General features: G+C 73.7%; 17 protein-coding genes and 1 pseudogene. 9 read left to right on the forward strand and 9 right to left on the reverse strand.

The annotated features are described in order from the left end of the window. Positions 1 to 111: 111 nt before the first annotated feature. The 4 genes from ABZ920_RS18215 to rsmI all read right to left on the reverse strand — a co-directional run bounded on the left by ABZ920_RS18215 (position 112) and on the right by rsmI (position 4,585). Complete coding sequence (locus ABZ920_RS18215) at positions 112 to 1,551, reverse strand: ubiquitin-like domain-containing protein (RefSeq protein WP_361505416.1); 1,440 nt, start codon at positions 1,549 to 1,551, stop codon at positions 112 to 114. 163 nt (positions 1,552 to 1,714) lie between these two features. Then, positions 1,715 to 2,644 (reverse strand): TatD family hydrolase, encoded by a 930-nt coding sequence (locus tag ABZ920_RS18220; RefSeq protein ID WP_361505419.1) that lies wholly within the window; start codon positions 2,642 to 2,644, stop codon positions 1,715 to 1,717. A 192-nt stretch (positions 2,645 to 2,836) separates the two neighbouring features. Next, on the reverse strand, positions 2,837 to 3,256 hold the full coding sequence (locus ABZ920_RS18225) for a hypothetical protein (protein ID WP_361505422.1): 420 nt from the start codon (positions 3,254 to 3,256) through the stop codon (positions 2,837 to 2,839). Positions 3,257 to 3,739: 483 nt separating this feature from the next. Next, positions 3,740 to 4,585, reverse strand: coding sequence for a 16S rRNA (cytidine(1402)-2'-O)-methyltransferase (gene rsmI / locus ABZ920_RS18230; RefSeq protein WP_361505425.1), 846 nt, complete (start codon positions 4,583 to 4,585; stop codon positions 3,740 to 3,742). A gap of 357 nt (positions 4,586 to 4,942) precedes the next feature. Between rsmI and ABZ920_RS18235 the strand changes: the two genes are divergently transcribed. The 5 genes from ABZ920_RS18235 (at position 4,943) to ABZ920_RS18255 (ending at position 11,929) form a co-directional block, all read left to right on the forward strand. Next, positions 4,943 to 6,691: a phospholipid carrier-dependent glycosyltransferase gene (locus ABZ920_RS18235; protein ID WP_361505428.1), complete on the forward strand. Its 1,749-nt coding sequence runs from the start codon at positions 4,943 to 4,945 to the stop codon at positions 6,689 to 6,691. 396 nt (positions 6,692 to 7,087) lie between these two features. Then, complete coding sequence (locus ABZ920_RS18240) at positions 7,088 to 7,801, forward strand: hypothetical protein (protein ID WP_361505430.1); 714 nt, start codon at positions 7,088 to 7,090, stop codon at positions 7,799 to 7,801. 2 nt (positions 7,802 to 7,803) lie between these two features. After that, positions 7,804 to 8,301, forward strand: a complete 498-nt coding sequence (locus ABZ920_RS18245; protein WP_361505433.1) for a hypothetical protein — start codon at positions 7,804 to 7,806, stop codon at positions 8,299 to 8,301. Between the two features lie 140 nt (positions 8,302 to 8,441). Further along, complete coding sequence (locus ABZ920_RS18250; RefSeq protein WP_361505435.1) at positions 8,442 to 10,067, forward strand: penicillin-binding transpeptidase domain-containing protein; 1,626 nt, start codon at positions 8,442 to 8,444, stop codon at positions 10,065 to 10,067. 194 nt (positions 10,068 to 10,261) lie between these two features. Continuing rightward, complete coding sequence (locus ABZ920_RS18255; RefSeq protein ID WP_361505438.1) at positions 10,262 to 11,929, forward strand: penicillin-binding transpeptidase domain-containing protein; 1,668 nt, start codon at positions 10,262 to 10,264, stop codon at positions 11,927 to 11,929. 116 nt (positions 11,930 to 12,045) lie between these two features. Here the strand turns inward: ABZ920_RS18255 and ABZ920_RS18260 are convergent, their stop codons facing one another. Next, positions 12,046 to 12,402, reverse strand: coding sequence for an SsgA family sporulation/cell division regulator (locus ABZ920_RS18260; RefSeq protein WP_361505441.1), 357 nt, complete (start codon positions 12,400 to 12,402; stop codon positions 12,046 to 12,048). Between the two features lie 222 nt (positions 12,403 to 12,624). Here ABZ920_RS18260 and ABZ920_RS18265 point away from each other — a divergent pair, with 222 nt between their 5' ends. From ABZ920_RS18265 to ABZ920_RS18280, 4 genes are all read left to right on the forward strand, one after another. Then, the gene (locus ABZ920_RS18265; protein WP_361505444.1) at positions 12,625 to 13,701 is read left to right on the forward strand and encodes an energy-coupling factor ABC transporter permease; all 1,077 of its coding nucleotides are present in this window, start codon (positions 12,625 to 12,627) and stop codon (positions 13,699 to 13,701) included. A 1-nt stretch (position 13,702) separates the two neighbouring features. Then, positions 13,703 to 14,482: a cobalt ECF transporter T component CbiQ gene (gene cbiQ, locus ABZ920_RS18270; RefSeq protein WP_361505447.1), complete on the forward strand. Its 780-nt coding sequence runs from the start codon at positions 13,703 to 13,705 to the stop codon at positions 14,480 to 14,482. Then, entirely contained in the window at positions 14,470 to 15,267 is a 798-nt protein-coding gene (locus ABZ920_RS18275) for an ABC transporter ATP-binding protein (protein ID WP_361505450.1), read from the forward strand. Before cbiQ ends, ABZ920_RS18275 begins: the two co-directional genes overlap by 13 nt. 85 nt (positions 15,268 to 15,352) lie before the next feature. Beyond that, positions 15,353 to 16,582 (forward strand): serine hydrolase domain-containing protein, encoded by a 1,230-nt coding sequence (locus ABZ920_RS18280; RefSeq protein WP_361505453.1) that lies wholly within the window; start codon positions 15,353 to 15,355, stop codon positions 16,580 to 16,582. Positions 16,583 to 17,050: 468 nt separating this feature from the next. On the opposite strand, the gene ABZ920_RS18285 is transcribed toward ABZ920_RS18280, so the two are convergent. From ABZ920_RS18285 to ABZ920_RS18300, 4 genes and pseudogenes are all read right to left on the reverse strand, one after another. Then, entirely contained in the window at positions 17,051 to 17,326 is a 276-nt protein-coding gene (locus ABZ920_RS18285; RefSeq protein ID WP_361505456.1) for a dsRBD fold-containing protein, read from the reverse strand. 222 nt (positions 17,327 to 17,548) lie between these two features. After that, positions 17,549 to 17,701, reverse strand: a pseudogene (locus ABZ920_RS18290) (YbaK/EbsC family protein); the annotation flags it as partial. A gap of 134 nt (positions 17,702 to 17,835) precedes the next feature. Beyond that, positions 17,836 to 20,043 carry an MMPL family transporter gene (locus ABZ920_RS18295; RefSeq protein ID WP_361505459.1) on the reverse strand — a complete coding sequence of 736 codons (2,208 nt, stop codon included), beginning with the start codon at positions 20,041 to 20,043 and terminating at the stop codon, positions 17,836 to 17,838. Between the two features lie 122 nt (positions 20,044 to 20,165). Beyond that, positions 20,166 to 20,804 carry a TetR/AcrR family transcriptional regulator gene (locus tag ABZ920_RS18300; protein ID WP_361505462.1) on the reverse strand — a complete coding sequence of 213 codons (639 nt, stop codon included), beginning with the start codon at positions 20,802 to 20,804 and terminating at the stop codon, positions 20,166 to 20,168. Positions 20,805 to 20,946 lie beyond the last annotated feature (142 nt).

Genomic DNA, 20,946 nt, shown 5'->3' on the forward strand with positions numbered 1-20,946 from the left:
GGGGTGACGGGCAGCGGGCCACCGGGGCGAGCGCGACGAGGGTGGGGCGACCGGCGGCGCGGCGGGTGGGGCCGGGGGCGCCGGCCCCCGGATCCCCGCCCGGGCCGCGCACTACCCGTGCAGGCGCTCCCCGCAGTGCGGCCAGGGGCTCGTGCCGCGGCGCACGTACAGCTTCTTGGCCCGGTACGTCTGCTCCTCCGCCGAGGCGTCCTGGGGGCGGCCGGTACCGCCGAGGCTGTGCCAGGTGCGCGTGTCGAACTGGTACAGGCCCCCGTAGGTGCCGGTGGAGTCGACCGCTCCGGGCCTGCCCCCGGACTCGCAGGCCGCGAGCCCCTGCCAGTTCAGGTGGTCGGCGCCCCGCACGGACGGCGGACGCGGCCGGGTGCCGACCTTCACGATCTGCGCCCGCGGCGCGCGCACGACCGCCGACTCCAGGCGCCGCGGCCGCTGGCGCACGCCGTTGACGGTGCGCAGGGAGAACGTGGTGCGGCGGACCCCCGGCTGGCCGGCCCGCTCCACCACTTCCGTGCCGCGGAACAGCGAAGGGTCGGCCGTGCGCCGGACGGCGAAGGGGATCACCTCCTCGCGGACCTCCCTCCGGCTGGTGATCCTCAGCACGGTGACGGTCTGCCCGTCGCGCGGGAAGGCGTCGGGGGCGACGGAGGTGGCGTCGTGCCCGCGCAGGGTGACGCCCGCCTGGGCCACCGCCTCCCGCACCGTCGCCGCGTTGGTGCGGACGGTGCGGGCGCGGCCGTCCGCCATGACGGTCACGGTGCGCTCGGTGCGGACGTCGAGCGTGAGCCCCGCGCGTCCGATGCGTCCGGAGCGCGGGACGGACAGGTGGGCGCCCTCGACCCGCACCCCGAGCTCCCGGAGCGCCGCGTCCACCGTGTGCGCGGTCGTCCACACCTCGTGCCGGTGCCCGTCGAGCGTGAGCCGCACCGGCCGCCCGTAGCGCACCGCGACCCGGGCGCCGCGGGTGAGTCCGGCGCCGGGGGCGGGCGCGACCTCGTCGTGGGGGCCGACGCGCACGCCCTCCTCGGTGAGCAGCTCGGAGACGTGGTCGGCGAAGGTGTGCAGGGTGCGCGGGGTGCCGTCGACGTCGAGCTCGACCGCCTTGTCCTGGGCGACGAAGGCGGTGGTGCCGCCCGCCAGGAACGCCACGACCAGTGCCTGCGGCAGCAGCCGCCGCACGCCAGCCTCCGTGCGCTCGGCGTACGCCGGCCTGCGCCTGCGTACCCCCCGTCGTCCCGTCCCGGCGACGCCCGCGCCGGAGGTGCGCCGCCGCGGGTCCTCGGCCGGCCCGCGGCCGGTCTGCCGCGGGAGCACCGGCTCGGTCCGCTCGTAGGCGGGCCGGTAGGGATCCTCGCGGACGCCGGGCAGCCCGTACGGGCCGGGCGCCGCCACGGTCTCGGCGTCGTGCAGGCCGGGCCGCGCACCGCCGGGGCCGCCGGAGCCGCCGTGCGGCGGGGGCCCCGGCGGCCGCGGGCCGGCGGGGCTCGCGCCCGGGCCCCAGGTCAGGTACGTCGTCTCGTCCTGCGAGTTGCTCACGCCGACACGCTCCAGAGGGCGAGGGGGTCCGGATCGGAACCCCAGAACCTAGCGGAGCGGTCGTCACTCTCCAAAGCGACGCGACTACACACCGTCGCGTTCGAACGGCCGGTGACGGGGCGGCCGGTGGGCGGCACCGGGCTGCCGCCGTCCGGCCCGGCCGTCAGTAGCCGAAGGCGCGCGCCGTGTTCTCGCCGAGCGCCGTCGCCATCGCGTCCTCGTCGACACCCCGGACGGCGGCCATGGCACGCACCGTGACCGGAACGAGGTAGGGCGCGTTGGGCCGTCCGCGGTACGGCGCCGGCGTCAGGAACGGCGCGTCGGTCTCGACCAGGACCAGCTCCAGCGGGGCGACGGCGAGCGCGCCCCGCAGGTTCTGCGCGTTCTTGAAGGTGACGTTGCCGGCGAAGGACATGTAGTACCCCGCGCGGGCGCACACCTCCGCCATCTCCGCGTCGCCGGAGTAGCAGTGGAACACGGTGCGCTCGGGGGCGCCCTCCTCCTTGAGGATGCGCAGGACGTCGGCGTGGGCGTCCCGGTCGTGGATGACCAGGGCCTTGCCGTGCCGCTTGGCGATCTCTATGTGGGCGCGGAAGGACCGCTCCTGCGCCGCCTTCCCCTCGGGCCCGGTGCGGAAGTAGTCCAGCCCGGTCTCGCCGACCCCCTTGACCTGCGGCAGCGCGGCCAGCCGGTCGATCTCGGCGAGCGCCTCGTCCAGCGCCGCGTCGCCGCCGGGCCCGCGTCCGCCCTGCCGCGGCCGTACGGTCCGCCGCGCGCCGTCGCCCTGGTCCGCGTCGCCTCCGGGGGCCTTCTCGACGGGGTCGCCGTGCACGATGCGCGGAGCCTCGTTCGGATGCAGCGCCACGGAGGCGTGGACGCTCCCGTGCGCCGCGGCCGTCTGTGCCGCCCATCGCGAGCCGTTCACGTCGCAGCCGACCTGGACGACCGTCGTCACCCCCACCGACGCGGCCTTGGCCAGGCCTTCCTCGACCGTGCCGGTTTGCATGTCGAGGTGGGTGTGGGAGTCGGCGACCGGGACCCGGAGCGGCTCCGGGAGCGGCGGCGCCGCTTTCTTGTCGGCGTTCGAAGGCATGCCCCCGATCCTACGGAAGGGGCATGCCGTTCCGGGCCGGGCGAGGGCGGGCCCGCGGTGTGGTGGACAGGGCTGGGCCTTGTCACGGACGGCCGCGGTTCGCCCGGCGCCGGAGAGGGCGGGCCGCCTCGCGCCGGGCTGCGGCCCGCACGCACCGGAGACCCCCGGCCCGCCCTGCGCAGCGCCGGGGCCTCAGACCGCCTTGCGCCGGAAGGGGTGCAGCAGGTCGGACAGGTGCCAGTGGTGGCGCCCGTGCCGCTCCCGGCCGACCGCGTCCTGCGCGGACGGGGGCGCCGGCGCCACGACGGGGCCTGCCTGAGGCCGGCGCCGGTGCGGGTCGTGCCGCTGCACCGAGGACACCTGGCCGGCCCGCATGATGCGGACGACGCGGCTGTCGCAGTTCTGGCAGCTGGGGCGGCTGAGCGGGGACGGCACGACGCGGTCGTCGGCCACGTACAGCACGAGCCGGTTGCCGTCGCCGTCCGTGTGGTGCTCGATCTCGTACGACTGCTCCCAGCCGTGCCCGCAGCGCATGCAGGCGAAGGAGTAGGACTCGGTGACGGCGGCGGCCGCGCTGTCGCGGGGACCGGTCACTTCCGGTATCTCACTCATGCCGGCTCCTCGGGTCCGCTGGACGAGCGCCCCCGGGCGGGCGGATTGCCGCGGATCCCGCCGCCGGGGACGAGGGACGGGTGCGTCCCTGCCGTCCAGTGGACGCGTTCACCGGCGGGAGGGCGACAGGCCTGCCGAGTGTTGGAGCCGATTTGGAGTCCGCTTGCCCTCCGCGCCTCCCGGGCGGGGTGTGGCTTTGCCTCCGGCGCCGCCGCTTTGCCCCGGCATGGGGAGCACGCTCACCCAGGTCGCGCCCCGCTCGCAGCGCCCGCGACCCTCGTACGCCGTGCGCGCCGCCATCGCCCGCCGGGGCACCCGGCCGACCCGTCGGCGCACCGGGCGCCGGGGCGAGGGGACGGGCCGCCCAGCCGACGCCGGGGCGGCTCCTGCGCGCTCCCGGCCCGGCTCACGCGGACGGCGGCGCGCCACCGCCCCACGGGCGGCGCCGCCCCCGTCACGCACGTCCCGGGTGTAGCGCGTGCGTCACCCGGTGTGCTTCGCCGCCACCACCGCGTCGAACACCTCCCGCTTCGGCACCCCGGCCTCCGCGGCCACCGCCGCGATCGCCTCCTTGCGCCGCTCCCCCGCTTCCTCCCGCACCCGCACCCGCCGCACCAGCTCCTCGGCGCCGATCTCCTCCGGCCCCCTCTCGGGCGCGCCCTCCACCACGACCGTGATCTCGCCGCGCACGCCCTCGGCCGCCCACGCGGCCAGCTCCCCCAGCGCGCCGCGCCGCACCTCCTCGTAGGTCTTGGTCAGCTCGCGGCACACGGCGGCACGCCGCTCGGCGCCGAACACCTCGGCCATCGCCGCGAGCGTGTCGTCCAGCCGGTGCGGAGCCTCGAAGTAGACCAGCGTCCGCCGCTCCTGCGCGACCTCCCGGAGCCGGGACAGCCGCTCGCCCGCCTTCCGTGGCAGGAAGCCCTCGAAGCAGAACCGGTCGACGGGCAGCCCGGACAGCGCGAGCGCGGTCAGCACGGCGGACGGCCCCGGCACGGCGGTGACCCGGACGTCCTTCTCGACGGCCGCGGCGACCAGCCGGTACCCGGGGTCGGACACGGACGGCATGCCCGCGTCCGTGACCAGCAGCACCCGCGCACCGCCCAGCAGCTCCTCGACCAGTTCCGGGGTGCGGGCGGACTCGTTGCCCTCGAAGTACGACACCACGCGCCCCTTGGGCTGCACGCCCAGGGCCTGCGTCAGCCGCCGCAGCCGCCGCGTGTCCTCGGCGGCGACGACGTCGGCGCCGGCCAGTTCCTCGGCGAGCCGGGGCGGCGCGTCCTGGATGTCGCCGATGGGGGTGCCAGCCAAAACAAGGGTTCCAGTCACGCTCCCATCCTCGCAGGACCCACCGGCCCACTTGGACCCCGCGGGACCCGGTCGCCCTGCCCCTGCCGCACCCGGTTCCCCGACGCCGCAGGGCCCGAGTCCCGTTGACCCCGAGGGGCTGCGGATCCCGGAACCGGCGGAGACTCGGCGAACCCCGGCCGGCGTGCACTCGCCCAGCCCGGCCTACATGTACCCGCCAAGCCCCGGCCCACAGGGGTCCACGGAACCACCCGGACCGGAGTGATCCGCCCATCACCGCAGGCCCGCGCCCCGGCGGACGGCGCGACGGCCTACGCCCCCTCGCCCACAACCGCCCATCCGCGGGACTCCCACAGAGTGGTTCCCTACGATGGCGCGGTGACCAGTACCGCGTCCTCCACGGACACCCGGCAGGGCCCGGCCCCGTACGACCACCGGCCGTCGTGGCCCCAGCGGCTGCGCCGTCTCGGCTACTCGGCGGGGCCCGCACACCACGTCAGAGGTGTCGTCGATCGGCTGGTGCCGCCGTACGCCGAGCCAGGTCCGCGCCTGTGGGCGGCCCTGCGCGTCCCGCCGTCGGTCTCCGACCGCTTCATGCGCTGGTCCGGCTGGGGCGGTCCGCTGCTGGTGACCCTGCTGGCGGGCGTGCTGCGGTTCTGGAACCTGGGCAGCCCGAAGGCGGTGATATTCGACGAGACCTACTACGCCAAGGACGCGTGGGCGGTCGTCCACCGCGGCTTCGAGGTCAACTGGGAGAAGAGCGCCAACGACCTGATCCTGCAGACGGGCGGTCACGTCTCCGTGCCGTCCGACGCGGCGTACGTCGTGCACCCGCCGGTGGGCAAGTACGTGATCGGCCTCGGCGAGCTGGTCTTCGGGTTCGACCCGTTCGGCTGGCGCTTCATGACGGCCCTGCTCGGCACGCTCTCGGTGCTGATGCTGTGCCGTATCGGCCGCCGGCTGTTCCGCTCGACGTTCCTCGGCTGCCTGGCGGGCGTGCTGCTGGCGGTGGACGGCCTGCACTTCGTGATGAGCCGCACCTCGCTGCTCGACGGCGTGCTGATGTTCTTCGTGCTGGCGGCGTTCGGCTGCCTGCTGGTCGACCGCGACCGGGCGCGGGAGAGACTGGCCGCCGCGCTCCCGGCGGACGCCGACGGCCGCGTCCGCCCCGACGCGCAAGCGGCCGAGTCCACCCGCCTGGGCCTGCGTCCCTGGCGCTGGGCGGCCGGCCTGATGCTGGGCCTGGCGATCGGCACCAAGTGGAACGGCCTGTACGTCACGGCGGCCTTCTGCGTCATGGCGGTGCTGTGGGACGTGGGCTCGCGCCGGGTGGCCGGCGCCCGGCACCCGTACGCGGCGGTGCTGAAGCGGGACGTGCCGCTCACGTTCCTGGCCACGGTCCCGGTGGCGCTCGCCGTCTACCTGGTCTCCTGGATCGGCTGGATCCTGTCGCCCACGGACGGCACGGGCGGCTACTTCCGCAACTGGGCGGCGACCGACGGCCGGGGCGGCAGCTGGACCTTCCTGCCGGACTGGCTGCGCAGCCTGTGGCACTACGAGCACGAGGTCTACACGTTCCACGTCGGCCTGTCCTCGCCGCACACCTACCAGTCCAACCCCTGGAGCTGGCTCGTCGACGGCCGCCCGGTGTCCTACTTCTACGAGTCGCCGGCGCCCGGCGTGGACGGCTGCCCGGCCGACGCCGGCGAGAAGTGCGCCCGCGAGGTCCTCGCCCTGGGCACGCCGGTGCTGTGGTGGACGGCCGCCGTGGCCCTGCTGTACGTCCTGTGGCGCTGGTTCTTCCGCCGTGACTGGCGGGCGGGCGCGATCGCCTGCGGCGTGGCGGCCGGATACCTGCCGTGGTTCCTGTACCAGGAGCGCACGATCTTCTTCTTCTACGCCGTCGTGTTCGTGCCCTTCCTGTGCCTGGCGGTGGCCATGATGATCGGCGCGCTGGCCGGCCCGCCCGGCGCCACGGACACCCGCCGCGTCGCGGGCGCCACCGGCGCGGGCGTCCTGGTCCTGCTGATCGCCTGGAACTTCGTCTACTTCTGGCCGATCTACACCGGCACCGCCATCCCGATCGACGCGTGGCGGTCGCGGATGTGGCTGGACACCTGGGTCTGACCGCCCGGGTCCAGCCGGGGACATCCGCGCCACGGTCACCGAGGGGCGACGGGGGACGGGGGAGCGTCGCCGTTCCCGCCGTCGGCGGCAGTGGCGGTGGGCCACTGCGGAAAGAGGGAGGGCAATACCCACAGGCCCACGCAGAGTGATCCGACAGCGGTATGAAGATCCTTTTGATCATTGGCAGCTGTTCGCTCGTATTACTGGAGAGGAAAGGTCCGTTCGCTTTTGATCGATCGTCGGCCGAATCCCAGAGTCCGAGACAATGCAGCGCACCGACCTCCGGCCGCCAGGGGCAGACTCTCCACATCGCAGCAATTCCGTCACTGCCGGTTATCGATCTGCTACCTTGGGTACAGCACATGGGGCTAAGGCAGCTCATCGGGGGTGGTTGTCATGCGCTGGGGCAATATCGGGACGGGGGCACGTGCCGTTCTCGATCCAACGGGAAAAGCGCTCCCGGCGCGCGCGGCGCACTCAGATTTCGAAGTGCGCTCCTTCGACGAGGGCGTCCATGCCTTGATCTCCGCATTGGACGCGGAAAGGGACAGCCCTCCCGAGCCGGCCGAGGGTTCCCGACCGTGGGCGCGTCGGCTCGGTCCGCGGCTGTCCTTGTCGCGCCTACGCATCGTCGCAGTGACCGCCAGTTTCCTCTCGGCAGTTCTCACGTCCGCACTCGGACTCGTTTCGCTGGCGAGCGGCACCAACTGGCCTGTGGCTGTGATATCCGCGAGTTCGGTCGTGGCCACGGTGGGAATCGGTGCGTTCTTCGCGGCGCTGCAATACTCATTGAGGCAGAAAGAGCGCGAGCTGCACCACCGCGATCTCGACCTGATGCGCAAAGCCTTGATGCGCATGGCCGAGAATCAGGTCCAGTCCCTTGAGGCAAACAGCCTGATCCGCCGCAGCAAGGGGGATCCGGAACTGGCGAGTGCGTTGCTCATCGAGATCCTCTCGGAGTACGACGAAGGGGGCCGCAGAAGCCTTCTCGTCTCCGAGGCGCACTCACCCCATTTCAGCGTAGAGCAGGTCATGAAAACGGCGAGTGAAGACCACCCCGTAGTCAGAATGCTGCGTCGCCTCGCGGCAGATGTGCAGGAGGCGCTGTAGGCATGTCCGAAGCGGGGGATCCCAGTGCGAAGGTCGACGTCGACCAGCTCATCGAGTTGGCCACGAAACTGGAGAACGTGGAGAAGGCCAGCCTCAGACAGGCCCTGAAGGGGATCAACTACACGGCTCGCACCGAGCGCATCGACATGTATCTCGGGCATGTCACGACCGCACTGGGGACCTTGGTGGCCGGCGGGGCGGTGGCCGCCTTCCTGTGGGTGGCTCACACCATGGTCGAGGCGCATGAAGCGGGCTACGGCGTTCTGCTGTGCGGCCTCCCGGCTTCCTCCATCGCGGGGATCTTCGTCATCAGGAAGCTTCCCGACTTCAGGGCGCTGGTCTCGGCAGCACGTCAGGTGCAGGCAGGTCAAGCGCAGGCAGGTCAAGCGCAGACAGGTCAGGTGCCGGCAGGCCAGCAGCCGGTCGACCAGGTCCCTCCGGCTCGCCCACCGATCGACGCAAGCACCAACCCGGCCGACCAGACCGGTGGTGCCGTCTGACCCGGCGTTCACCTACGTGGCTGAATGCCGGGGCAGAGTCAGCCCGCTGATCTCCGTTCGGACACCATCCGGAAACAGCCCTCCCGGGTGCCCGGCGACCACCTAGAGTGCCGGAGGCCGAAACGGGAGGGGAGCGCGTCATGCGCAAGGGGGCGAAGGCCGCCGTCGTCGGCGGCGTGTTCGCGGTGCTGGTGGGTGGGGCCGGATACGGGGCGTTCAACGTCGTGTCCGCCATCGAGGCCGACGCGGGCGTCGGCGGGGCGGCTCCCGTGGAGACCGGGCCGCCGAGCGCGGCCGAGGTGAAGGAGACGGCGGCGAGGTTCTTCGCGGCCTGGGAGAAGCAGGACGCGTCGACCGCCGCGTCGTACACCAACTTCCCCGGGGGGGCCGGCGCGTTGCTGACGGCCTACGGCCAGGCCGCGCACATCGAGAAGGTGCAGATCACTCCGCAGGCCGCCACCGGCACCAGCGTGCCGTTCTCCGTCAAGGGGACCGTGTCGTACGGCGGGACGTCCAAGGCGCTGGCCTACCGCAGCCGGCTGACCGTCGTGCGCGGCGAGACCACCCGCCGCCCGCTGGTCGACTGGGACCCGGCCCTGGTGCACCCCGCCCTGAAGAAGGGCGACACGCTCGTCACCGGCGAGTCCGCCAAGCCGCCGATCCGCGCCCTCGACCGCCACGGCGCCGTCCTGACGAAGGAGAAGTACCCCTCCCTCGGGCCGATCCTGGACGAACTGCGCGCCCGCTACGGCGACAAGGCCGGCGGCTCGCCGGCCGTCGAGCTGAGCATCCGTCACGAGGGTCCCGACTCCGCCGAGACGCCGCTGATGACGCTCACCGAGGGCAGGCCGGGCGAGCTGCACACGACCCTCAGCGCGAGCGCCCAGGCGGCGGCCGAGCGATCGGTGCAGCGGTACGCCGAGTCGTCCGTCGTGGCCGTCAAGGCGTCCACCGGTGAGGTGCTGGCAGTCGCCAACCACCGCAACGACGCCTGGAACGCGGCGTTCCTCGGCCGGCTCGCCCCCGGCTCCACCATGAAGATCGTCACCGCGGCCACCCTCATCGACAACGGCATCACGACGGCCGGCGGGCCGGCGCCCTGCACCCCGGACGCGATGTGGGAGGGCCAGACCTTCCACAATCTCGAGGGCATGTCCCCGAACGAGGGCGCCACCCTCTCCGAGAGCTTCGCGCGCTCCTGCAACACCGCCTTCGTCAAGTTCACGGACGACCTGAAGGTGGACTCCCTGCAGCGCGAGGCCGAGGAGCGCTTCGGCCTCGGCCGGGACGACTGGAAGGTCGGCATCCCCTCCTTCGACGGGGCGGTTCCCGGCGTGGGCGGCCCGGACATGGCGGCCAACCTGATCGGCCAGGGCCAGGTCCAGATGAGCCCCCTCGACATGGCGTCGGTGACGGCCACCGCGATGACGGGCAGCTTCCGGCAGCCGGTGATCGTGCCGCAGAGCCTCGACGGCCGCCCCCTGGCGCGGGCCAAGGGCCTGCCGGCGACCACCGCCGCCCAGTTGCGGCAGATGATGAACCGCACCGCCACCAGCGGGACCGCCGCCGCGGCGATGTCCGGGCTGCCCGGCCGCCGTATCGGTGCGAAGACCGGCTCCGCCGAGGTCGACGGACAGGCCCGGTCCAACAGCTGGTTCGCCGGGTACCGCGACGACGTGGCCGCCGCGGCCATGACGCAGGCGGGCGGCCACGGCGGCGACGCGGCGGGCCCGATCGTGGCGTCCGTGCTGCGCGCCGGCGACTGAGCCGGGCCGCCCGCCGCGGCGCCGCCACGGAGCCGGTGACCGCGCGCCAAGGCCGCCCGCGGAGTCCTGCGTCACATCGCCGCCCGGCGGACGGGGAGCGGGCGTCCAGGCCCTAGGCTGGGGCCCGACGTTGGGGAGCGTGCGGGCAGCGAGGGCGGCGGGGCCCCGGGGATGTCGCGGAGGGACGAAGGCCAGTGGGCAGAAGAAGGCGTGTCGCCGAGCGACGGAAGAGGACTCCCGCCGTGGTCGGCGGCATGACCGCCGTGGTCGTCGCCGGAGCGGGGTTCGGCGTCTACGCGCTGTACGGCGGAGGCGCCGCGGCCGACGACGGGACGCGGACGTCCGCCGGCCAGAAGAAGGTGAAGACCGGCCCGCTGTCGGCGACCGAGGTCCGGACCACCGCCCAGCGGTTCCTGACGGCCTGGCAGCAGGGCCGCACCGCGGAGGCGGCGGCCGCGACGGACGACTCCGCGGCGGCCGCGGCCCTGCTCACCGGATACACCAGGGACGCCCGCCTGACGGGTGTCACGCTGACCCCGGGCACCCCCGCCGGCGCCAAGGTCCCCTTCTCGGTCAGGGCCACGGTGACCTACAAGCAGCTCAGCAAGCCCCTGGCGTACGCGGGCGCGCTGACCGTCGTGCGGAGCGCCGCGGACGGCAGGCCGCTCGTCGACTGGCACGCCTCGGTGGTCCATCCCGAGCTGAGGGACGGCGACACCCTGGTCACCGGCGAGTCCGGGACCCCGCCGGTCAAGGCACTGGACCGCGAGGGCGGTGAGCTGACCGCGGCGACGTACCCGTCGCTGGGCACCGTGCTGGACGGGCTGCGCGCGAAGTACGGCAAGAAGGCGGGCGGCACGGCGGGCGTCGAACTGCGTGTGGTGCGCGGCAAGGCGTCGCAGGCGGCCGAGCTCACGGACAAGACGCTGCTGGAGCTGAGCGAGGGCACACCGGGCACGGTGCGGACGACCCTGAGCCCCGCCCTGCAGGCGGCCGCCGAGCAGCAGGTCGCCAAGCGGGCGCGCGCGTCGGTGGTGGTGATGCGCGCCTCGACCGGCGAGATCCTCGCGGTGGCGAACAGCGGCCACGGCTTCAACACGGCGTTCCAGGGGTCCCTCGCCCCCGGCTCCACGATGAAGATCATCACCTCGTCGCTGCTGATCGACAAGGGGCTGGCGTCGGTGGACAAGAAGCATCCGTGCCCCAAGACGTTCACCTACGGCGGCTGGAAGTTCCACAACGACGACGACTTCGAGATCAAGGGCGGCACGTTCAAGGCGAGCTTCGCCCGCTCCTGCAACACCGCCTTCATCAGCCAGGCCAAGAAGCTCGGCAACGACGACCTGACCCGGCAGGCCCAGCAGGTCTTCGGGCTGTCGATGAACAACTGGTCGGTCGGCGTGCCGTCCTTCGACGGGTCCGTGCCGGTGCAGAGCGCGGCGCAGATGGCCGCGTCCCTGATAGGCCAGGGCGGGGTGCGCATGAACCCGCTGAACATGGCGTCCGTCGCCGCGACCGTCACCTCGGGCGCCTTCCACCAGCCGTACCTGGTGGCCCCGAGCGTCGACGGCCGGACACTGGCCACCGCCTCGCGCACGCTGTCCCCGTCCGCGCTCTCCCAGTTGCGGGAACTGATGCGGTACACGGCCGCGTCCGGTACCGCCGCCGAGGCGATGTCCGGCCTCGGCCCGGACTACGGCGCGAAGACGGGTTCGGCGGAGGTCGACAACCAGAAGAAGCCGAACGGCTGGTTCACCGCCTACCGGGGCGACCTCGCCGCCGCGGGCGTCGTCCAGGCGGGCGGCCACGGCGGTGACACGGCCGGTCCGATCGTGGCGGCCCTGCTGAAGGCGGGCGGCTGACGGCGGACGGCCGACGCGAGCCACTGGCGGCGGACGGCCCAAGGCGGGCGGCGGACCGCTGACGGCAAGACGGCCGCACGCGGGCCGCTGATCCGGCTGACGGCGTGCCGCGCAGGTCAGCGGTGGACGACGGGGGTGGCGGCCGCGTAGGTCCGCCGCAGGAAGCGCAGCAGCGCCCTGGTCTCGAACTGCACGACCGAGACGCCCCTCGGGGAGTGGAACTCGACCACGGTCTGCACCCGGCCGCACGGCCACACCCGGACCTGGCCGGTGCCGGCCGGGACGCGCAGCCCCTCCTCCAGCAGCGACCGGGGCACGGTGCACTCGCGGGTGCCGGGGAGTCCGACGCGCACGGAGCGCGGGTCGGCCCCGGGGTCGTAGCGCAGGACGACCGGGACGGCGCCCTCGTCCTGCCGCTGTATGTCGTCGTCCGTGAGGATATGGGCTCGTGCGTTCTGTTCGACTACCGACATCGGACGACCCTCTCACGCTCAGTCACCGGTACGGAAGCTGTACATCCACTTCCTCATTCAATATCCCATATGTTCTGATATGCGGCTTTTGCTGATAGGCGCCCGCTATCGAGCCGCACGACCCTTCCGTACACCGAGCCGGCGACGCGGCGCCGAAGCCCGGCCCGGGCACGACCTCCTCGCTCTTGCAACTCGTTCGCAACAAGCGACTATCATCAACCTGTGCATGTGCCTGACGGATTCATCGACGCCCCCCTCTCCGCCGCCGCCGGAGTCGTAGCCGCCGGCGCCCTCGCCGTCGGGCTGCGCGGCGCCCGCCGTGAACTGGACGAGCGGACGGCGCCCCTGGCCGGCCTCGTGGCCGCGTTCATCTTCGCGGTGCAGATGCTGAACTTCCCCGTCGCGGCGGGCACCAGCGGGCACCTCCTCGGCGGAGCCCTCGCGGCGATACTCGTCGGTCCCTGGACAGGGATCCTGTGCGTCTCCGTGGTCCTGCTCATGCAGGGGCTCCTGTTCGCCGACGGCGGCCTGACCGCGCTCGGCGTCAACATCACCGACATGGCGATCGTCACGACGGTCGTGTCGTACGCCGTCTTCCGCGGCCTGGTGAAGGTGCTGCCGCGCGGGCGGCGCTCGGTCACCGTCGCCTCGTTCGCCGCCGCCCTGCTCTCCGTCCCCGCCGCCGCCGTCGCCTTCACGCTGATCTACGCGGTCGGCGGGACCACCGACGTCGCGATCGGCAAGGTGGCGACCGCCATGATCGGCGTGCACCTCCTGATCGGCATCGGCGAGGCGGCGATCACCGCGCTGACGGTCGGCGCCGTCATCGCCGTACGGCCGGACCTCGTCCACGGGGCCCGTGGGCTCCAGCAGCGGCTGAAGCTGCGGGTCAACGGCGAACTGGTCGACGCCCCCGGACCGGAGGCGGCCCTCCCCCGGGCCGCCGCGGGCACCGCCCGGGCCCCCCACCACCGCAAGGTGTGGATCACCGGCCTGGTCACCTCGCTCGTCCTCGCCGGCTTCGTCAGCTTCTACGCCTCCGCCTCCCCGGACGGACTGGAGAAGGTCGCCGGCGACCAGGGCATCGACCGGAAGGCCGAGCCGCACGCGGCCGCCGACTCCCCGCTCGCCGACTACGGCGTGAAGGACGTCTCCGACGCCCGGCTGTCCGGCGGTCTCGCGGGCGTGATCGGCGTCGGCGCCACCGTCGTGGTGGGCACCGCCGTCTTCCGGGTGGTCCGCAGGCGCCGCGACGCCTCCGCCGAGTCCTCCTCCCGGCCCTCCTCGCAGGCCGTCTGACATGGGTGGCGGGCACGCTCCGGGTGCCGGGGGAGCGCACCGGCTGTACCGGCACGCGCACTCCCCCGTGCACGCGCTGCCGCCGCACACCAAGCTGGCCGCGGCCTTCGCCTTCGTGGTCGTCGTGGTGTCGACCCCGCGCGAGGCGATGTGGGCGTTCGCGCTCTACGCCGTGCTGCTCGGGGCCGTCGCGTACACCGCGCGCGTGCCCGCCGGCCTCCTCCTCCGGCGGCTGCTGATCGAGGTTCCCTTCGTCGCGTTCGCCGTGCTCATGCCGTTCGTGGCGGAGGGCGAGCGCGTGCACGTCCTCGGGCTCTCCCTGAGCGCGCACGGGCTGTGGGGCGCCTGGAACGTCCTCGCCAAGGGCACCCTCGGCGTCGCCGCCTCCGTCCTGCTCGCCGCCACCACCGAGCTGCGCGACCTGCTCCTCGGCCTGCAGCGCCTGAAGCTGCCGCCGCTGCTCGTGCAGATCGCCTCCTTCATGATCCGCTACGGCGACGTCATCACCGACGAGATGCGCAGGATGCGGATCGCCCGCCAGTCGCGCGGCTTCGAGGCCCGCGGCGTCCGGCACTGGGGGATCCTCGCCAAGTCCGCCGGCGCGCTGTTCATCCGCTCCTACGAGCGCGGGGAGCGGGTGCACCTGGCCATGGTGAGCCGGGGGTACACCGGTTCGATGCCGGTGATCGACGAGGTGAGCGCGTCCCGGGCGCAGTGGTCGTACGCCCTCGCCCTCCCCTTCGCCGCCCTCGTCGTCTGTCTGCTGGGATGGATTTTGTGACTGCTCTGCCCGCCGGACCGGATCCGGTGACCTCCGTGCCGCCCTCGCTCGAGGTCTCCGGCCTCGCCTTCGCCTACCCCGACGGCCACCAGGCCCTGTTCGGCGTCGACTTCCGCATCCCGCGCGGCGAGCGGGTCGCCCTGCTCGGCCCGAACGGCGCCGGCAAGACGACCCTCGTGCTGCACCTCAACGGCATCCTGGCCGGCGGGACGGGCACGGTGAGGGTGGCGGGGCTGCCCGTCGGCAAGGAGCACATGGCCGAGATCCGGCGCAAGGTCGGCATCGTCTTCCAGGACCCGGACGACCAGCTGTTCATGCCGACCGTGCGCGAGGACGTGGCGTTCGGTCCGGCGGCGGCCGGGCTGAAGGGCCCGGAACTGGAGCGGCGGGTGCACACCGCGCTGGAGCGGGTGGGCATGGCGGACTTCGCCGACCGCCCGCCGCACCACCTCTCCTTCGGCCAGCGGCGCCGGGTGGCCGTGGCGACCGTCCTCGCCATGGAGCCGGAGATCCTGGTGCTGGACGAGCCGTCGTCCAACCTCGACCCCGCCTCCCGCCGCGAACTGGCCGACATCCTGCGCGCCCTGGACGTGACGGTCCTCATGGTCACGCACGACCTGCCGTACGCGCTGGAGTTGTGCCCGCGCTCACTGGTCCTGAGCGACGGTGTCATCGTCGCGGACGGCCCGACCGGTGAACTCCTCTCCGACGACGCCCTCATGCGCGCCCACCGGCTGGAGCTGCCCTTCGGCTTCGACCCGCGGTCGGTGACGACGGGCGCGTGACCCGTCCGTGCCCGGGCACAGGAATCGCGGACCGGGGGCGCGCGTTGCACCCCCTGGTACAGGTCGGGCAGGAAGGACGGCGGACGTGGACGCGGACGCAGGCAGGGACGCGGGCGGGGACGGGAACGGCGGGACCGTCGTGCACGGCACCGTGGCCGAGGGCTTCGAGCCGGTCAGGGAGGCGTTCGCCCGCAACTTCGCCCTGCTGGGCGACCGGGGCGCGGCTGTGGCCGTCTACCGGCACGGGCACCGGGTCGTCGACCTGTGGGGCGGCGTACGGCACGTGGACGGCGCGGCCGGCACGTCCGCTGCGGCGCCGTGGGAACGCGGCACGGCACAGATCGTGCGGTCCGCGGCGAAGGGCGTCGCCGCCGCCGTGATCCTGCTGCTCCACCAGCGCGGGGAGCTCGACCTGGACGCCCCGGTGGGCACGTACTGGCCCGAGTACAAGACGGCGGGCAAGGAGCAGACCCTCGTGCGCGACCTCCTCGCGCACCGCGCGGGCGTACCGGTGCTGGACCGGCCGCTGACGCCGGAGCAGGCCCTCGACCCGGTGCTCGGCGCGGAGGCGGTCGCGGCGCAGGCGCCGGCCTGGGAACCGGGCACGGACCACGGCTACCACGCGCAGACGTACAGCTGGCTGACGGGCGAACTGGTCCGTCGGGTCACGGGCCGCACGATCGGCGCGTGGATCGCGAGCGAGATCGCCGGGCCGCTCGGGGCGGACCTGTGGGTCGGGCTGCCCGGGAGCGAGGCCGGGCGCGTGGGCCGGGTGGGGCGGCTGGAGGCGGCCCCCGCGGCGCCGGGCGCGCTGAGGACACGGCCCAAGCGGTCCGTCGCGGAGGCGTACGCCGACCCGGAGTCGCTGACCCGGCGCGCGTTCGGCGCGATCAGCCCGCTGCCGGACGAGAACGACCCCGCCTACCGCGCGGCCGTCCTGCCCGCCTCCAACGGCATCGCCACCGCCGACGGCCTGGCGCGCTTCTACGCCTCCCTCATCGGTGACGTGGACGGCGGCCGGCGCCTGTTCACCCCCCGGACCATGGAGCTGGCCCGCACCGAGCAGGCGGCGGGCCCGGACCGGGTCCTGGTGGTCCACACCCGCTTCGGCCTGGGCCACATGCTGCACGGCAGCGCGTCCCCGCTCCTCGGCGACGGCTCCTTCGGCCACCCGGGCCGGGGCGGCTCCCTCGGCTTCGCCGACCCCGAGTCGGGCATCGCCTTCGGCTACGTCACCAACGGCTTCCGCTCCGGCGTGACGGCCGACCCGAGGGCGCAGGCCCTGATCCGGGCGGTGCGGACCGCCCTGGCGTAGGGGGCTGCGGCCGGATCGGGCCGGCCCGGACTTGGACCCGGGGCGCCGGTGCTGGGGGCTTCCCGCGCCGTTCAGGCGGACGGGCGGGTCCTGCGCCCCTGCGGCGGACGGGCGGGCGCCTCCCCCGCCGTTCAGCGGACGGGCGGGAACCTCCCCCGCCGTGCAGGCGGACGGGCGCCGTGCCTCCCGTCCCGTCAGGTCAAGCGGGCATCGCACGGCGCAGGATCGCCGTGCCCTCCGCGGAGAGCGCGGCCACCGCTGCCGCGCGGCGCGCCCGGCAGAGGCGCACCGCGTACTCGGGCGTCCGGCGACGCGCCGTGGCGCCGCGCCAGGGCCCCGATTCCCCGCCCGGAAGGGCGTCACGGAACCAGGCCGGGTCGCGCCGCGGGGCGGGGCGGCGACGGGGGCCGCCCGCCCTCGTCGCCGCCCGCGGCGTCGTCACCCGCGCCGTCCCGGCGGGGGTCCCGCTCAGACGTGGATCGGGTGCGACGTGCGGCCCGAGTTCTGGTCGATCTCCGTGTGGGCCTTGTCCAGCAGCTCCAGGGCGAGCTCGTTCAGGGCCCGGGCTCCCGCGATCTCCTCGCCGACCCGCGGCTGATTGTTGTCCGTGGTGTGACGGCTGGCGCGGCCGTGCGAGCGCACCTCGCTCCCGTCCGGCAGACGCAGGAGCGCCGCCGCCCGCGTGTGCTGGTCGTCTTCCTCGAACTCCATCTCGACATGCCATCCCACAGCGGCGTGCATCATGACGATCACCTCCGGAACACCTGATTCCAGGGTGCTCCTCCCGGGGCGTCGGCGCACCCACGCGGGCGGCACGCCCGAGCGGGGCGGCCGCACCGGACGTCGGCCACGGCCGCGGAGGGCGGGAGCCGGGGCCGGCGCACTGCCTCAACCCGTACGCAGCATCAGCCCGTTGCCGACGACGAGCAGCCCGGCGGCCGCGATCCTCGGCGCCCCGAAGCGCTCTTGGCCCAGTTGGCAGCCGACGGCCGCGGCGGTCTCGGCGGCAGTGCGGGTGGCGGCGGGGAAGCGGCGGATCCGCGGCAGCGGCTCCTCCAGCCCCGGCGCGCCCAGGGCTTCGGCGAAGTGGGAGTGGGCTGCCGGCTCGGTGGAGGTCATGCACGGCGGGCCGGCCGCCCGGCGCGTCAGGACTCTCCGCCCCGGTGGCGGGACGCACGAGGAGGCCGGTGAGAGCGCGCCGTCCCCATGGCGCGCCCTCACCGGCCCATTCGCGGCTCTTCAGCCGGGCCGGTTCACGCCCGGACCAGCTCCTGGTCCTCGTCGTCCCGGGCCGCCCCGGTGCGCAGGCCCTCGCCCTCCACGTCCACGTCGGGCAGCGCGCGGTCCAGCCACCGCGGCAGCCACCAGGCCTTGCGGCCCAGCAGGGCGAGCACCGCCGGGACGAGCGCCATCCGCACCACGAAGGCGTCGAAGAACACCGCGATCGCGAGGCCGAAGCCGATCATCTTGACCATGGACTCGCTGGAGCCGATGAAGCCGGAGAAGACGGCGATCATGATGACGGCGGCCGCCGTGACGACCCGCGCGCCGTGCCGGAACCCGGTCACGACGGCCTGCGCCGGCTTCTCCCCGTGGACGTACGCCTCCCGCATCCGGGTCACGAGGAAGACCTCGTAGTCCATCGCGAGACCGAAGACGACGCCCACCATGAAGATCGGCATCATGGACATGACCGGGCCGGTCTGCTCGACGCCCAGCAGGCCGGACAGCCAGCCCCACTGGAAGACCGCGACCACCGCGCCGAGCGCGGCCATCACCGACAGCAGGAAGCCGAGCGCCGCCTTCAGCGGGACCAGCACGGACCGGAAGACCGCGATCAGCAGCAGGAACGCCAGGCCGACCACCAGCGCGAGGTAGGGGAAGAGCGCGTCGTTCAGCTTCTGCGAGACGTCGATGTTCATCGCCGTGGAGCCGGTGACCAGGACCTTCGCGTCCGTCTCGGCCGTGATCCGGTCGCCCGCGCCGCGGATGGAGTGCACCAGGTCCTCGGTCGTCGCCGACGACGGCTTGGAGTCGGGGACGACGGTGATCACCGCGGTGTCGCCGGCCTTGTTGTAGGTCGCGGGCGTCACCGTGACCACGTCCTTCAGGCCCTTGACCTGGTCGGCGACCGTCGTGACCGCGGCCTTCGGGTCGTCGCTCGCCTTCGCGTCGACCACCAGCATCAGGGGGCCGTTGGAGCCCGGCCCGAAGCCCTCGGAGAGCAGGTCGTAGGCCCGGCGCTGGGTCGTGGACACCGGCTGGGCGCCGTCGTCCGGCAGACCCAGCTCCAGCGATGATGCGGGCAGGGCCGCGGCGCCCAGGCCGACGACGCCGAGCAGCAGCACCGCGATCGGGCGGCGCACGACGAAGCTGGCCCAGCGCGTGCCCAAGTTCGGCCGGCCGGTCCTCCCCGGCGTCCGCCCGCCGCCGAGCAGCCGGCTCTTCTCACCGGCGGGCCTCACCCTGCGCCCGGCGTACCCGAGCAGCGCCGGGATCATCGTCAGGGCGATCAGGACGGCGACGACGACGGTGCCGGCCGCCGCGAGGCCCATCTTGGTCAGCATCGGGATGTTGACGACCGACAGACCCACCAGGGCGATGACGACCGTGAGACCGGCGAAGACCACCGCCGAGCCGGCGGTGCCGGCGGCGCGTCCGGCCGCCTCCTCGCGTTCGCGGCCCTCGGCCAGTTCGGCGCGGTAGCGGGAGACGATGAACAGCGCGTAGTCGATGCCGACCGCCAGGCCGATCATCGTGGCCAGCGTGGACGTGGTGGAGCCGAGGTCCAGGGCGCTCGCCAGGGCCGTGATGGTGGAGACGCCGATGCCCACGCCGATCAGCGCGGTCAGCAGCGGCAGCCCGGCCGCGACCAGCGAGCCGAAGGTGACGACGAGGACGACGGCGGCGATGGCGATGCCGACGACCTCGGTGGCTCCCGTCTCGGGCACCGCGCTGAGCGCGTCACCGCCGATCTCGACGGTCAGCCCCGCGTCGCGCGCGTCCTGCGCGGCCCGCTGCAGCGCGTCCTTGGCGGAGTCCTCCAGCTCCATGCCGGAGACCTCGTACCTCACCTGGGAGTAGGCGGTCCGGCCGTCCCCGCTCACGGCGCGCGCGGTGAACGGGTCGGCGGCGGAGACGACCTCGGAGCCGTCCGCCAGCTCCTCGACGGTCTTCCGGACGGTCGCCCTGTGGGCGGCGTCGGTGATCTTCTCCCCCTTCGGCGCCGCGAAGACGACCCGCGCGGTCGCCCCGTCGGCGTTCATGCCGGGGAAGCGCTCGTCCAGCAGGTCGAAGGCCTTCTGCGCCTCGGTGCCGGGGATGGAGAAGGAGGACGAGCCCGCGGTGGGCGCGGAGGCGGCGCCCACGCCGGCGAGCGTGAGCAGTGCCACCCATATCAGGACGACGAAGTGCCGTCGCCGGAAGGCGAGTCGGCCGGCTTTGTACAGGAACGTGGCCACGTGGGCGTACTCCCGGTCAGGTCGTTGGGGTTGTTCTGGGCAGGGGTGGTCAGCCCGGCGACGTGAGCGGTGACGACAGGGCCTGGGGACGTTCCGGTGGGGTGTGCCGGAGGGGGAGGGTGTCAGGTGGGGACGCCGAGGGCGGGGAGGACGACGGCGTCGAGGTACGAACGCAGGAACGCCTGGGTCGGCGGCTGGTCGTCGATGATCGCGCGCGTGGCGAACGCGCCGATCATCATGTGCACCACGTAGCGCAGTGCCGGGTTGTCGGCGCGGACCTCGCCGCGGTCGACGGCCCGCTGCAGCACCCGGTGGAACTCCGCGGTCTCCGGCTCGATCAGCTGTTCCCGGAACGCCCTGAGGAGGTCCGGGTGGGTGTGCATCGCCATGGCCAGACCGCGCATCAGCGCGCTGTTCTGCTCCATGCCGCAGTCGTCCTCGCGGGTCACGAGGGCGTGCAGGTCGCCCCGCAGCGACCCGGTGTCGACGTCGGCGATGCTGCCCGGCTTGCTGTGCCGGATCGCGGTCGCCACCAGTTCGGCCTTGCCGCCCCACTGGCGGTAGAGCGTGGCCTTGCTGGACCGGGTGCGCGCGGCGACGGCGTCCATGGTCAGGGCGTCGTAGCCGACTTCGCGGAGCAGGTCGAGCACGGCCGCGTACAGCTCGGCCTCACGCTGGGGCGTGATACGGCTGCGGCGTCCCGGTGCGGGCGCCGGCTCCGCCGGAGCGGCCGATGCCGCGGCCCCGGATGCCTCCGCCATGTCCTCGCCTCCCCGCTCCCCGTCCGGCGCCGAAGGGGCTCCGGACGAGCATGTCTCCTACACCTCGAATCTAGCGCACGCGCTAGCGAAACGAAACTGTTTCGTACGTGTGCTGGGTCACGTCCGTCGGTTTCCCATAAGT

It is taken from the genome of Streptomyces sp. NPDC046831, assembly GCF_040645305.1.
Taxonomy (GTDB): domain Bacteria; phylum Actinomycetota; class Actinomycetes; order Streptomycetales; family Streptomycetaceae; genus Streptomyces.